Genomic DNA, 14,024 nt, shown 5'->3' on the forward strand with positions numbered 1-14,024 from the left:
GCATCACCTATTGGACCGGCATCGGCGTATAGGGAGATCGCAATGAACAAACGCCAGACACGCTCGTTCGCGCTGATATCGACTGCTATTGCTGCCGTGGTGTTTCTGGGCATGACCGTTGACAGTCACCGGCAGTTTCCCACACTGACCAATGCCCAACAGATCACGCCCCAGGTCACTCGCGGCAAGGATGTCTGGCACCAATACAATTGCATTAATTGTCACACCTTGTTCGGCGAGGGTGCTTATTACGCCCCGGACCTGACGAAAATCACCCAACAGCGCGGCGCCCCTTATCTCACCGCGTTCCTAAAAGACCCTTCAAAGTTCTATGACGAGCAACGCCATCGTCGCCTGATGCCGAACCTGAAACTCGGCGACGAGGAAATCGCCGATTTGATCGCCTTCCTCGATTGGGTGAGCAAGGTCGACAATCAAGGCTGGCCACCGCGCCCGATTCTGGTGACTGGTGCGTCGATCCCCGGCATGGACCTCACCGTGGCACAGCAGAATGCTTCCGGCGACCAACCACCACCCGCCGCCCGCCCGGTCTCCGGCAAGGAAGATCCGATCGCCCTGGGCGAGGCGCTGTTTCGAACAACCGCAACCCCGGTGTGCAGCGCTTGCCACTCGATTGCACCGGGCGTCAACCTCGCCGGGCCGTCCCTGGCCGGGTTGGCCAGTCGGGCCAAGCAGGTCATCGCCTCGCCTGACTACAAGGGCAAGGCCAAGGACGCCGAAGGCTTTATCCGCGAATCCATCGTCACGCCGAGTGCCTACCTGCATCCGGGCGACATGTTTTCCGCGAACGGCATGTCCTTCATGCCGGACACCTTCGCCAAATCGCTAACGCCTGAACAGATCGATCAACTGGTCGCCTATCTGGCGTCGTTCCAGTAACCGCAGGGGATGACCATGCGCTACAGATCTCAATCCGTCGCCTACTGGTATTTCGCCGTAGCCATGGTGCTGTTCGGCCTGCAACTGGTCTTCGGCCTGCTCTCGGCGGCGAAATACCTCGGGCCGGATCCGTTGCTGAACCTCTTGCCCTTCGATGTCACCAAGTCCATTCACACCAACTTGTTGATTGTCTGGGTGCTGACCGGATTCATGGGGGCGACCTATTGGATGGTGCCGGACGAATCCCGTGGTGAGTTGCACAGCACCAGACTGGCCTATATCCAGCTCGGGTTGTGGACGGCCATGGGTGTCACCGCTGTTCTTGGCTACCTGTTCGGTTATGGCACCGGGAACAAGCTCCTCGAACAACCGCTGCCCCACAAGATCGTGATCGTGATTTGCATGCTGATGTTCCTCTACAACATAGGCATGACGATCAAGAAAGCCGGGCGTTTCACCGCCACCGAGGGCGTTCTTCTGTTGGGTCTGGCCAGTGCCGCTGTGCTTTATCTGCCGGCGCTGCTGCATTATGAAAACTACGTGGTGTCGATCTTCTACCGCTGGTGGACGATTCACCTGTGGGTCGAAGGTGTCTGGGAAATGATCCAGGGCGGCTTTCTTGCCTATCTGCTGATCAGACTGTCCGGTGCTGATCGCGAGGTCATGGAGAAGTGGCTGTACGTGATTGTCGGCTTGGTGTTCATTGCCGGCATCCTTGGCACCGCCCACCATTATTACTGGATCGGCGTCCCCCATTACTGGCTTCCCTTGGGCGGTTTCTTCAGTGCACTTGAGCCCATGGCGCTGGTCGGCATGGCGATCTATGCCTACAACGCGATGCGCCGCTCCGGCCTCTCTCACCCCAACAAACTGGCCTTACACTGGACCATCGGCAGCGCCCTGTTCACCATGTTTGGCGCCGGCCTCCTGGGGCTGGCCCACACCTTTCCCGACGTCAACAAATGGACCCATGGCACCCTGATTACCGCCATGCATGGCCACGCGGCCTTCTATGGGGCCTATGCCATGATTGTCCTGGCGATGATCACCTATGCGCTGCCCGGCATGACCCGTCGTCCCATTGAGGAAAGCAGCATCGGTTATTGGGCATTCTGGCTGCAGTTGGGAGGCATGTTCGGCATGACCCTGTCATTTGCCACGGCGGGCATTGGTCAGGTGTACCTGGAGCGCATTCTCGGTTTGGGCTACTTGGACGTGCAGCTGAAGATTCAGGTGCACTTCCTGATGCTGGTGGCGACGGCGTCGATGTTCAGCCTGGGTGCGGGGCTGTTCATCTACGATTTTTTCCGCCATGCACCGGACTTCAATGTCGATGAAGCCGATCCGGTCCTGGCTACACCTCAAGCCTCGAGCGCGGCGTTGTAATGAAACGTTCGCTGATGCACGCCGAACCTGCAACGCTGCAAGCGGAGCCCTACTACCAACCCTGCGGCGACGAGGTAGCGATTTTCGAACAATGCCATGCACAGCAACTGGCAGTCATGCTCAAAGGACCCACCGGGTGTGGCAAAACCCGTTTCGTTGAACACATGGCCTGGCGTCTCAAGCGCCCGTTGATCACCATTTCCTGCCATGACGATCTGAGCGCCAGCGACTTGGTCGGACGTTTCCTGATCGGTCACCAGGGCACCCATTGGACGGAGGGTCCGCTGACCCGTGCGGTGCGCGAAGGCGCTATCTGTTACCTGGACGAGGTGGTCGAAGCGCGGCAAGACACGATTGTCGTCCTGCACCCGCTGACCGACCACCGACGCATTCTGCCACTGGACAAAATCGGCGAGATCCTCGAAGCCTCACCCCACTTTCAACTGGTGGTCTCCTACAACCCCGGTTACCAACGAATACTCAAGGATTTGAAACCGAGTACCCGACAGCGCTTCGTGGCGCTGGATTTTGACTTCCCGCCGGCCGAGCGCGAAATCGCCATCGTCATCCATGAGGGTGGTACCGACTACGCCACCGCCCATGCGCTGGTCACTCTCGCTCACCGACTACGTGCCTTGCAGGACCGGGGCCTGGCGGAAGTGCCCAGTACCCGTCTGCTGATCGCCACTGCTCGGCTGATCACCCGCGGCATTGCTGCGCCCATCGCGTGCCGGGTCGCGTTGATCTCGCCGCTGTCCGATGACGCCGTGCTGGTCGCTGCCATGCGCGACCTCGTTGACCTGACGTTTATCTAAATGGCCGAAGCCGAGGACCTCATCACCGATGTCGCACGCCACGCAACGGTGTATGCACAGGCGTTGTGGCGACGTCACCAGGGCCCCTCGGACACTGCAAAAATCGTCACCCTGGGGGATGTCGCACAGCACCTCGATTTGCTGATCAAGGCAGTGTTCGACACCCACTATCCGCTGCGCGTCGCGCAACCACCCTCGCCCCCCACGCTACTGAAAAAGCTTTTGCTGCGTGACGAAAAGCCGTGTCGGCAAAGCGCCGTCCCGGCGACCGATGGCGTGTCTATATGGCTGCCGGAAAACCTGGGCGGCGACGAGGGTCCGCTCACGCTGGAACGTTATAAAACCCTGGCTTTGCAACAGGCGATGCGCGCCCAACGAGGCAGTGCCACCGCCCTGTCAGCCCTCGACAATCCGATGCAGCGCAGTGTCTATCGGCTCCTCGAAGCCTGGGCTGCTGATTCGGACTTGGTACGACTGTTGCCGGGGTTGGCGCCATCGATCCATGGCTTGCGCCATCATGCCTTGATGACCCGCCCGCCTCTTCACGCCTTTCCTGGTCAGCGACAGCCTCTGGAAAACCTGCTGCGTTTACTGCTGCGCAGCGAATGCGGCAAACCTCTGGAAGGGCTGGAGATACCCGCTAAAACGGCCGACTCGCTGCAACAATCAGAAACCCTCGCACAAACTCTCATGTCCGTCGAAAAACTGCACAGGCTTGACGCTCATCTGCTGCTGCTCGATGCCTGGACCGGCGACCTGCGCGAGCCGTTGGCAGGCCTGAAGACGCCGTCCCTGCCCGGCGAAATCGACACCGCCGATACCCTGCCACGTAGCGCCCGCCTCGTACGTCAGCCCACTGCGCGCGAGGCCCGTACCGACGAAGACGACGATCAGGAACAAGGTTTGTGGATGGTGCAACCCGCCGAACCGTTGGAAAAGGCCGAAGACCCCATGGGGATGCAGCGCCCTACCGACCGGGATACCGATACCCCGGCCGCTGATTTTGCCGAGTCATTGTCCGAACTCAACGAAGCGCGACTGGTGGTCACGGCAGGCCGCCCGAAAGAAGTGCTGCTGTCTGACGACCCGCCACAGACCCGCGTCCAGCGCGGTGCACAGGACATTCCCAACAATGCAGTCAGCTACCCCGAGTGGGATTACCGCAGCCAGAGCTACCGTGATCCGGGTACAACCCTGCAACTGTGTCCCGCCCAGGAAGGCCCGCAGCAGTGGGTCGAGCGAACCCTGGAGGCTCACCGCCCAGTGCTCGATGCCATCCGCCGGCAATTCGAATGCCTGCGGGCGCAGCGTGTCAGGCTGCGCAAACAATGGGAGGGCGACGATATCGATCTGGAGGCGTATATCGACGGTTGCGCCGAGGCCCGCGCCGGCCTGAGCCTGCCGCAGGCGCTGTATCAAACCCAGCGCCGTCGCCGACGCGACATGGCGATCATGTTGCTGATCGACGTCAGCGGCTCCACTGACAGCTGGCTGTCCCACCATCGCCGGGTCATTGATGTCGAGCGCGAGGCGTTGCTGCTGGTTTGTCTGGCGCTGGAGAGCCTGGGCGAGCCCTATAGCGTGCTGGCGTTTTCCGGAGAAGGGCCGCAGCGGGTCACGATCCGCACCCTGAAAGCATTCGATGAGCGTTACAGCAATGAAGTCGGTCGGCGCATTGCCGCACTCGAACCGGAACGCTATACCCGGGCCGGCGCCGCCCTGCGCCACGCCAGCACGTTGCTGATGCGCGAAGCCGCCACTCACCGACTCTTATTACTGCTCTCCGACGGTAAGCCGAACGATGTTGATCAGTATGAAGGCCGCTATGGTGTCGAAGACATGCGCCAAGCCGTGACCGAAGCCAAACTTCAAGGCATCTATCCTTTCTGTTTGACCATCGACCGCCAGGCGCCGAATTACCTGCCGGCGGTATTCGGATCGCGGCAATACGCCTTGCTGCACAGACCAGAACTGTTGCCCAGCGTACTGCTGGACTGGATCAGACGACTGGTATCAACGTGAACCAGAGCCACCCCCGCCAAGGTTTTCGCGCACACAAAAAATGGCGATGGGGAATGATCCCATCGCCATGGGTGCCGCTTGCTTGACGTGACTTACTTGTTACCGCTGGTAGCCTTGGCGCTTGCTTCTGGGGCAGCTTTAGTGGCCGCGGCAGTCGCTGCGTCGAAATTACTCTGAGCCACATCGGAAGCTTGTTTTACAGCTTTCTGTGCGCTTTCGAACACGGTACCGGCATTCGCCAGGCCCGACTTGAATGCTGCCACAACAGGCTCGGAGCCGGCTGGTGCATTCTTGCTGATCGCTTCAACGAACTCTTGCACCTGCTGGGTGCCCGCTTCGACCTGACTCGAGGTCAGTTTGGCGATGTCCGACTGAGTACCGACGATCAGTGCTTGAACCTGACGGTTGAACTCGGCCAGACGTTCGGTTTGCGCGCTCGGCTGGGTGAAAGATGCCTGCAGCTCAGCGAAACCTTGTGGATCACGGACGGCCAGCAGCTTGCGAACACCTTCGAACTGCTCTTCGGTGGATTCGCGCAGTGCCTTGAACTGCAACTGGCTGAGCTGTTCAACGCTGGCGAAGACTTTACCGCTGATTTGCTGCAAAAGGTCGAGGTTGGCTTTCTGAGCGGTTTGCAGTTTTTCCGAATTGAAAAAAGACATGCTTGAATCTCCTGGTACTGGAAGGCCCTGATGGACCTGAAGACGCGATAGCGATCCGGCCAGTCATCGCGTTAGCCTTGATATTGCAGCGCACAAAATCATTTGGCAACGTCTATTTTTGTGCGGTGCAAAATAAACTTTGCTCAAGCCCTCCCTATTAGCTATAAACTCCAGTCTATCGAACGGCGAGCCTAGCCCTCTTTAACTAAAGGGTTCAGATGCGCAGGTTCCCATGTAGAGCGTCAGGAGATCACGATGGGTCAGGAAGTCAATATTGCGCTGCAAGATGAAGAGCTTTCCGGACCCGTCGGCTTGTTCGAACACCTCAATCATCTGCAACGTCTCAATACCCGCAACGTCCTTGACGCTGTGCAGAAGCGCCAGGCAAAAACCTTCGCGGCTTTAAACCTTGGGCAACTCAGACAACCGACGCCCGCTGACTGGCAGGAATACTTCACGGACTTTGGCCAGCGCAGCGTGTTGTTCTGGGACACCTTGCGCCAGCGCGGCGACAACACCCTGGCCCACGAACGCGCCGGCTTTCCGCTGCTGCTCAAGTTCAATCATGAAACGCTGGTCGCCGGGGAAAACCTGCCTCGCCCGGTCAACTATTCGTTGTTGCAAATCCTCGCGGGCCCCGGGCAGCAGTTCGACAGTAAAAAACAGCCGGTGATCATCATTGACCCGCGCGGCGGCCACGGCTCGGGTATCGGCGGGTTCAAACAGGATTCGGTCATCGGCGAAAGCCTGAGAGCCGGCCACCCCACTTACTTCATCTCCTTCAGTCACTCGCCTCGCCCTGGGCAAACCCTCGCCGATATCACAGAAGCCCAGGCGCGGTTCATCGAAGTCGTCAGCGCCCGACATCCGGACAGCGCCAAACCTGTCGTCATTGGCAACTGCCAGGCGGGCTGGGCGTTAATGGGTCTGGCCGCCACCCGGCCGGAGTTGCCGGGGTTGATCATCGTCAATGGGGCGCCGTTGTCGTACTGGGCCGGGGTCAATGGCCGCAATCCGATGCGCTACACCGGCGGTTTGCTGGGTGGTGGCTGGATGGCGCGCCTCGGTAGCGACCTCGGCAATGACCGCTTCGACGGCACCTGGCTGGTGAGCAATTTCGAAAACCTCGACCCGGCCAACACCTATTGGGGCAAGTACTACCATCTGTTCAGTGAAGTCGACAGCGAGGCCGCACGTTTTCTGGATTTCGAACGCTGGTGGGGTAGCCCGACCCTGCTCAATGGTGAAGAGATCGAGATGATTGTCGACGACCTGTTTATCGGTAATCAGCTGTCCGGCGGCCTCGGTCGCAAGAGCAGCGGGCTTGACCTCAAACTGATTGAAGTGCCGGTGGTGGTGTTCTGCTCGTATGGCGACAACATCACCTCCCCCCAGCAGGCACTGGACTGGATCACCGACGTCTATCCCAGTGATCTCGCGTTGCAAAATGCCGGACGCACCATCGTGTACTTGCGGCACGCGAGCATCGGTCATCTGGGCATCTTCGTGTCCGGTGAAGTGGCGCGGCGTGAGCACCGTGAGTTGCTCGGTGCGGTCGATGCAATCAATGCGCTGCCCGCCGGACTGTATGAAATGCTGATCGAAGACCTGCCGCAGAGCTCGGCGACGCCGTATGCCGTGCGTTTCGAACGCCGGCGCATCGCCGACATCCATGGCGAAGTGCAGAAGCCTCGTGATGACGATCGCGAATTCGCGCTGGTCCAGCGCGCGTCCGACGTCAACAACAATGTGTACGAGGAATTCATACGCCCATGGTTGCGCCAGCTGATCAATGAACCCAGCGCCGAACTGCTGCGCCGGGCACACCCTTTCCATCAGCAGCAAGTGGCCTGGAGCAGTTTGAACCCGGCGCTGTGGTGGCTGGCAGGTAGCGCCGCCCAAGTGAGCAAGGATCGTCACCCCGCCAGCCAAAACAACCCGTTGCTGGTCTGGCAGGAACTGTTTTCCAACCAGATGCAGGACGCCTTGAACGGCTATCGGGATCTGCGTGATGCGGCGCAGGAAATGTGTTTCTACGGCGTGTATGGCGTACTCAATAGCCTCGCCGGCAATGCACCCGGGCGAAATCTCCAGGAACATGCCAAGCAACACGACAAGGTGCTGATCGAGCGCCTGCAAGATGCCCTGCCCCTTGGCGGTCTGATGGAAGCCTTGATACGGATTCTGTTCCTGCTTGGCCGCGACAGCGACGAGCCGGGCAAGGAAAGCGTCGAAAAATTGATCCTGCAAATGCAGGTACTGCTCCAGGACTACAGTGCCAAGCCGCTTGATCTGCGTGAAACCCTGCGCCTGCAAAAACTGCTGGTCGCCACTCACCCGCAAGAAAGCCTGCACAGCCTGCCCTTGATACTGGCTGAGGTCGAAGAGCGCCAACAAGTGCTGGCGGCCGTCGCCAATTTGCTGCCGGACCTGCTGACCAGCGGCGCAGACAACCCATTCTGGTGTGAGCTGCACACGCTGCTCGACGTCCCCCTGCCAGGTTTCAGCCTGACCCAACCACCCGCTGAGGCCGATGCCATCGAGGAGAAAATCCCGACGACAACCCCAGAGCCGATCAAGCAGCAAACCCCGGTGGTAACCCCCAAGCCGATCAAGCCGAAAACCCCGGTGGCAATCCCTAAACCGATCAAGCAGCAAGTTCCAGCGGTAATTGCCGAGCCAATCGAACAGAAAATACCCGCAGTGACCCCTGACCGCATCGCAAAGGTTGCGAGTCCAGTGCGCAAACCTGCCAAGGGCAAGAAAGGCGTAAAAAAACCTCCAGTGAAATAACGTTTAACGCTGAGGAGAACCGCGTCACACAGGCGCGGCCTCCTCGATTTCAAACGATTCATCGGCCCGATACTGACCGGGTGTCATGCCAAACCAGCGGCTACAGGCTTTGTTGAAACTGCTGTGGTCATGAAAACCAAGGAGATACGCGACATGCTTCATGTTGAAGCGAGAATTGCGCAGGTAGAAATCGGCCAATTGCCGGCGCACATCGTTCTGCAGATCCTTGAATTGCGTCCCTTCCTTTTCCAACGCGCGTTGCAGCGTCCGCTTGCTAATGTTCAATGCTGCCGCGATCGACTCCATATCGCACTGCCCCTGGTCCTGACTCAAGCGCTCGGTTATCAGCGCGCGAACCCTGCCAACAATGCAAAAACCAAACAGCAGATCCAGTTGAGCCTCGGCAAAACTGTCGTGCAGCACCGCCAACTCTTCGTTGGCCATGCTCAACGGACGCAGCAGCTCCTGCTCGTCAAACAAAATGCTGTCGTAAGGCGCGTCGAAATGCAGATCGCAACCAAACAGCCGTCGATGCTCGGTGGTGTCTTCAGGTTCGGGATAGGTGAATCCCACGCTCAAGGGGTGCGGTGAGTTGCCGCCCGCCAGCTTACGGCAGAAACCCAGCAATGAAGCCAGCGCTGCATCGGTGTATTGGCGAGGTTTGACAGAACCTTTTTGTTGATGATCGAGCCCGGACAGTCGGTAATTCTGCTGTTCCGATGTAAAGAAAAGGCTGAATCCGGTGCCAATCAACGGACTGAAACGGACCAGGCGTTCAAGGGCTTTTTTCAGATTCAGGCTGGACATCATGGTGTAGCCGACAATCTGAAAGCTGCCGGGGTGGAAACTTCCATAGGCCTTCAAGCCGATGTCCGGATCGCCCGAGGCCTGAGCGGCCAGATCCCATAGTCGATAGATAGCCCTTCGCTCGCAAAACGCTCCTGGTTTGTTCGCGAGATTAATGTCTAGTTCAACTTCCCGACACAGACTGGCAACATCCAGTCCTTGAGCCGAAAGCGTATTTACCAACACGCTGGCATAGCCTGAACTCATTCTATACATGACGTCCTCAATGACCTGTGGAACCGAACATCCTGTCCGGAGCCATAACTGATCTGCGTTGAATCAAAATGCTGACGGGGTGTCCCGTTGCCAATATTGATCCCAGTATAGGTAATCCTCACTTTTAGCCAGTTTTTCAGACCATTCGTCACCCTGTAGCAGCTGCCGAGCCTGCGAGGCGACGACAAAAGTAGCGAACAGTTCAGTTTCATTCCATGCATGGCACCGTTGGACACCACAGAGTCACCTCTCAACACTTCCGCACGCCCCGCCAATACCGAACAATCCCCCCATCTTGCAACGCAAAACTCAAAAAGGAAGAGAGTGTATGAAGTCGCTTAGTCGTATTGCGTTGGTAACGGGTGGTATGGGTGGGATTGGCACTGCGATAAGCCAACGCCTGTACAAGGATGGATTCAAGGTCATCGTGGGCTGCAGCTCTGACTCCGCCCGCAAGAAGGAATGGATGGCGAGCCAACTGGAGGCGGGTTATCAATTCGAATTCATCTATGGCGACATCACCGATTGGGAATCAACGCGCAAAGCGTTCGAAATGGCACGTGAGCAATTCGGCCCGATCGATGTATTGGTCAACAACGCGGGCATCACTCGCGATGCGTCCTTTCGCAAACTGACTCCAGAAGATTGGAACGCAGTGATCGGCACCAATCTGACTGGCCTGTTCAACACCACTAAACAGGTGATCGAAGGGATGTTGGCGAAGGGTTGGGGACGGGTCATCAACATTTCCTCGATCAACGGTCAGCGCGGCCAGTTCGGCCAGACCAACTACAGCGCGGCCAAGGCCGGCATCCATGGCTTCACCATGTCTCTGGCCCGGGAAGTGTCCGGCAAGGGCGTGACCGTCAACACTGTTTCTCCAGGCTACATCCAGACCAGCATGACCGCGGCCATTCGCCAGGACATTCTCGACACCATGATCGCAGCCACACCGGTCGGGCGCCTCGGCCAACCCGAAGAAATCGCTTCCATCGTGGCCTGGCTGGCTTCCGATGAATCGGGCTACAGCACCGGCGCGGACTTCTCGGTCAACGGCGGTATGAACATGCAGTAGACCGGCCAGGGCAAGGACGCCCTGCTCGCGCTAGACGAATGTTGTCTTTTTTATGAGGTCACGCATGAACGAAGTCGTAATCGTTGCCGCTACTCGTACCGCCATTGGTAGTTTTCAAGGTGCCTTGTCCGCGATTCCAGCCACCGAACTGGGCGCGGCGGTCATTCGCCGTCTGCTGGAAGAGACAGGTCTGGACGGCTCGCAGATCGATGAAGTGATCCTCGGCCAGGTACTCACCGCCGGCTCGGGGCAAAACCCCGCACGTCAGACGGCGATCAAGGCCGGCCTGCCCCATACCACCCCTGCCCTGACCTTGAACAAAGTCTGCGGCTCGGGCCTCAAGGCTGTCCAGCTTGCGGTCCAGGCCATCCGTTGCGGCGACGCCGAACTGGTGATTGCCGGCGGTCAGGAAAACATGAGCCTGGCGCCCTATGTTCTGCCTAAGGCACGCACCGGTTTGCGTCTGGGTCATGCGCAATTGCAAGACAGCGTGATTCAAGACGGTTTGTGGGACGCTTTCAACGACTACCACATGGGCATCACCGCTGAGAATCTGGCGCAGAAGTACAACCTCAGTCGCGAAGAACAGGACGCCTTCGCCGCGGCTTCGCAACAGAAAGCCGCTGCTGCCATTGAAGCGGGTTACTTCAAGCGTGAAATCACCCCGATCCTGATCCCTCAGCGCAAGGGTGAGCCGCTGGCCTTCGACACCGATGAACAGCCGCGCCCGAACAGCACGCTGCAAGCATTAAGCAACCTCAAACCCGCGTTCCAGAAAGACGGCAGCGTGACGGCCGGCAACTCGTCGACCCTCAACGATGGTGCCGCCGTGCTGTTGCTGGCCAGCGCCGCCAAGGCCAAGGCCCTCGGCTTGCCGGTGCTGGCACGTATCACGGCCTACGCCAGTGCCGGTGTGGACCCGTCGATCATGGGCATCGGCCCGGTACCGGCCACCCGCCTGGTACTGGCAAAAGCCGGCTGGACCCTGGACGACCTCGACCTGATCGAAGCCAATGAAGCGTTCGCTGCGCAATCACTGGCGGTCGGCAAAGAACTGGGTTGGGACACCAGCAAGGTCAACGTCAACGGCGGCGCGATTGCCCTGGGCCATCCGATCGGCGCATCGGGCGCGCGGATTCTGGTGTCGCTGTTGCACGAGCTGATTCGTCGCGACGGCAAAAAAGGCCTGGCCACGTTGTGCATCGGTGGCGGCCAGGGAGTCAGCCTGGTTATCGAGCGCTAGAACACAGGAGTGTTTGCTTAAGTCGCTGACGCGGCGCCGAAGTCCGGCGCCGCGGTTTTTTCTACCCGGTTTACGTAAGTGGGCAAGGAGTTCCATGGACAACAACGCGCATACCTTCAACACCTTCTGGTCAGGCCAGGTTCCGTTCATTGCCTCCTTTGCAGTGCAACAACTACGTCTATGGGTCAGCACCAATCCGTGGTTTACCGGCCAGGCATACAACGAGTGGTTTGACCTGCCGCGGGGCACCCTGGACAGCCTTCAATCGGATTACCAACAGCAATGGGGCGACCTCGGCCAGCGTCTGCTGACCGGTCAGCCCTTCACCTTCGACGATCGACGTTTCGCCAGCGGTAACTGGAGCCAGCCACTGTTCGGCTCACTCGCCGCCTTTTACCTGCTTAACGCCGGGTTTCTGCTGAAACTGCTGGACACGTTAGCGATCCCGGACAAAAAACCGCGGCAGCGCCTGCTCTACCTGGTGGAACAAGCCATCGCCGCTGGTGCGCCGAGCAATTTCCTGGCCAGTAACCCCGATGCGCTGCAACGGGTCGTCGATACCCAGGGAAGCAGCCTCCTCACAGGCCTGTTGCACCTGGCCAGCGACCTGCAAGAAGGCAAGATGCGCCAGTGCGATGCCGGCGCGTTCAAAGTGGGCGTCGATCTGGCCAACTCACCCGGCGAAGTGGTGTTCGAGAACGAACTCTTCCAGCTGATTCAGTATTACCCGCAAACCGAAACCCAGTACCGACGCCCGGTGTTTGTCGTGCCGCCGTCAATCAACAAGTACTACATTCTCGACTTGCGCCCGGATAACTCGATGGTGGGCCATCTGTTGAAACAAGGACACCCGGTCTTTCTGATGTCGTGGCGCAACTTCGACCAGGAACACGCTGGCACCACCTGGGATGACCTGATCGAAACCGGCATCATCAAAGGCCTGCAAGTGACCCGCGAGATCAGCGGCGAGCAGCGGCCCAATTGCGTTGGTTTCTGCATCGGCGGCACCTTGTTGAGCTCGACGCTGGCCGTCCTGGCCGCGCGCGGCGACCGCGAGATCGGCAGCGTGAGCCTGTTGACCACCTTTCTCGACTACCTCGATACCGGCCCCATCGACATCTTCGTCGACGAACAATTGGTGGCCTACCGCGAGCGCACCATCGGCGGCAAGGATGGCCCCATCGGCCTGTTCAAGGGCGAGGACATGGGCAATACCTTCTCGCTGCTGCGCCCCAACGACTTGTGGTGGAACTACAACGTCGACAAATACCTCAAGGGCCAGAAACCGATCCCCCTTGACCTGCTGTTCTGGAACAACGACAGCACCAACCTTCCAGGCCCGATGTACTGCTGGTATCTGCGTCACACCTATCTGCAGAACGACTTGAAATCCGGTGAGCTGGACTGTTGCGGGGTCAAGCTGGACCTGCGCGCCATCGATGCTCCGGCTTACATCCTCGCCACCCATGACGATCACATCGTGCCGTGGAGAAGCGCATACGCCAGCACCGAGCTGCTCTCCGGGACCAAGCGTTTTGTGCTGGGCGCTTCGGGTCATATCGCCGGGGTGATCAACCCACCGGCCAAGGAAAAACGCCACTATTGGACCAACAATCGGGTTACTAAAAACCCTGAAACCTGGTTCAAGAATGCCGAGCAACATGCCGGTAGCTGGTGGAATGACTGGTTCGTCTGGCTGGCTGAACAGTCCGGCGAACGCCAGCCCTCGGTGCTGCATACCGGTAATGCCCAATACCCGGCAATTGAGTCGGCACCGGGGCGTTATGTGATGCAATGACAGACTGCCCCGCGCAATCACCAGTAGTGCGCGGGGCCGCCCTTAAGCGACCTCAAAAAAATCGGCCATCGACCAGGGTTTCGAGGTTTACGTGATTGCCGATGCCTATGGTGACGTCAGCACCGAAGCCCATGAAATGGCGATGCAGCGCATGATCCAGATTCCGCGGTCGCCGCTGCGTGGTGATTGACCGATGAAGTTCGGCAAGCAAGACCTTCGCGCCGGGTTCCCCTTCTGGTTATCGGTGCTGTTCGCCGGTACCGCCGGG

General features: G+C 59.0%; 10 protein-coding genes and 1 pseudogene. 9 read left to right on the plus strand and 2 right to left on the minus strand.

What is annotated here, in order from left to right; genetic code table 11:
- Positions 1-42: 42 nt before the first annotated feature.
- The 4 genes from ACYZT0_RS11380 to ACYZT0_RS11395 are packed head-to-tail and all read left to right on the plus strand — an operon-like array spanning position 43 to position 5,123.
- Positions 43-900, plus strand: a complete 858-nt coding sequence (locus tag ACYZT0_RS11380) for a c-type cytochrome (protein WP_462045903.1) — start codon at positions 43-45, stop codon at positions 898-900.
- Between the two features lie 15 nt (positions 901-915).
- Positions 916-2,286 (plus strand): cbb3-type cytochrome c oxidase subunit I, encoded by a 1,371-nt coding sequence (locus tag ACYZT0_RS11385; RefSeq protein ID WP_462045904.1) that lies wholly within the window; start codon positions 916-918, stop codon positions 2,284-2,286.
- Entirely contained in the window at positions 2,286-3,101 is an 816-nt protein-coding gene (locus ACYZT0_RS11390) for an AAA family ATPase (protein WP_462045905.1), read from the plus strand. Before ACYZT0_RS11385 ends, ACYZT0_RS11390 begins: the two co-directional genes overlap by 1 nt.
- Complete coding sequence (locus ACYZT0_RS11395; protein WP_462045906.1) at positions 3,102-5,123, plus strand: nitric oxide reductase activation protein NorD; 2,022 nt, start codon at positions 3,102-3,104, stop codon at positions 5,121-5,123. It begins immediately after the preceding gene.
- Positions 5,124-5,215: 92 nt separating this feature from the next.
- Here ACYZT0_RS11395 and phaP read toward each other — a convergent pair whose 3' ends face one another.
- Entirely contained in the window at positions 5,216-5,785 is a 570-nt protein-coding gene (phaP, locus tag ACYZT0_RS11400) for a TIGR01841 family phasin (protein WP_462045907.1), read from the minus strand.
- A gap of 255 nt (positions 5,786-6,040) precedes the next feature.
- On the opposite strand from phaP, the gene ACYZT0_RS11405 reads away from it, so the two are divergent.
- Positions 6,041-8,578, plus strand: coding sequence for a DUF3141 domain-containing protein (locus tag ACYZT0_RS11405; protein ID WP_462045908.1), 2,538 nt, complete (start codon positions 6,041-6,043; stop codon positions 8,576-8,578).
- A 24-nt stretch (positions 8,579-8,602) separates the two neighbouring features.
- Here the strand turns inward: ACYZT0_RS11405 and ACYZT0_RS11410 are convergent, their stop codons facing one another.
- The gene (locus ACYZT0_RS11410; protein ID WP_462045909.1) at positions 8,603-9,640 is read right to left on the minus strand and encodes an AraC family transcriptional regulator; all 1,038 of its coding nucleotides are present in this window, start codon (positions 9,638-9,640) and stop codon (positions 8,603-8,605) included.
- 328 nt (positions 9,641-9,968) lie between these two features.
- Here ACYZT0_RS11410 and phbB point away from each other — a divergent pair, with 328 nt between their 5' ends.
- The 4 genes and pseudogenes from phbB to ACYZT0_RS11430 all read left to right on the plus strand — a co-directional run.
- Positions 9,969-10,715, plus strand: coding sequence for an acetoacetyl-CoA reductase (phbB, locus tag ACYZT0_RS11415; protein WP_462045910.1), 747 nt, complete (start codon positions 9,969-9,971; stop codon positions 10,713-10,715).
- Positions 10,716-10,779: 64 nt separating this feature from the next.
- Positions 10,780-11,958: an acetyl-CoA C-acetyltransferase gene (locus tag ACYZT0_RS11420; protein ID WP_462045911.1), complete on the plus strand. Its 1,179-nt coding sequence runs from the start codon at positions 10,780-10,782 to the stop codon at positions 11,956-11,958.
- A gap of 94 nt (positions 11,959-12,052) precedes the next feature.
- Positions 12,053-13,756 (plus strand): class I poly(R)-hydroxyalkanoic acid synthase, encoded by a 1,704-nt coding sequence (gene phaC, locus ACYZT0_RS11425; RefSeq protein WP_462045912.1) that lies wholly within the window; start codon positions 12,053-12,055, stop codon positions 13,754-13,756.
- Positions 13,757-13,817: 61 nt separating this feature from the next.
- A pseudogene (locus tag ACYZT0_RS11430) lies at positions 13,818-13,934 on the plus strand (isochorismatase family protein); the annotation flags it as partial.
- Between the last annotated feature and the right edge of the window lie 90 nt (positions 13,935-14,024).

The organism is Pseudomonas sp. ZS1P83 (assembly GCF_054897825.1).

What these genes read in the sequence shown, in the direction of transcription:
- ACYZT0_RS11395 (WP_462045906.1), top strand. Translation starts at nt 3,102, where the DNA reads ATGGCCGAAGCCGAGGACCTCATCACCGATGTCGCACGCCACGCAACG.
- ACYZT0_RS11405 (WP_462045908.1), top strand. Translation starts at nt 6,041, where the DNA reads ATGGGTCAGGAAGTCAATATTGCGCTGCAAGATGAAGAGCTTTCCGGA.
- ACYZT0_RS11420 (WP_462045911.1), top strand. Translation starts at nt 10,780, where the DNA reads ATGAACGAAGTCGTAATCGTTGCCGCTACTCGTACCGCCATTGGTAGT.
- phaP (WP_462045907.1), bottom strand. Translation starts at nt 5,785, where the DNA reads ATGTCTTTTTTCAATTCGGAAAAACTGCAAACCGCTCAGAAAGCCAAC.
- ACYZT0_RS11410 (WP_462045909.1), bottom strand. Translation starts at nt 9,640, where the DNA reads ATGTATAGAATGAGTTCAGGCTATGCCAGCGTGTTGGTAAATACGCTT.
- ACYZT0_RS11390 (WP_462045905.1), top strand. Translation starts at nt 2,286, where the DNA reads ATGAAACGTTCGCTGATGCACGCCGAACCTGCAACGCTGCAAGCGGAG.
- ACYZT0_RS11380 (WP_462045903.1), top strand. Translation starts at nt 43, where the DNA reads ATGAACAAACGCCAGACACGCTCGTTCGCGCTGATATCGACTGCTATT.
- ACYZT0_RS11385 (WP_462045904.1), top strand. Translation starts at nt 916, where the DNA reads ATGCGCTACAGATCTCAATCCGTCGCCTACTGGTATTTCGCCGTAGCC.
- phbB (WP_462045910.1), top strand. Translation starts at nt 9,969, where the DNA reads ATGAAGTCGCTTAGTCGTATTGCGTTGGTAACGGGTGGTATGGGTGGG.
- phaC (WP_462045912.1), top strand. Translation starts at nt 12,053, where the DNA reads ATGGACAACAACGCGCATACCTTCAACACCTTCTGGTCAGGCCAGGTT.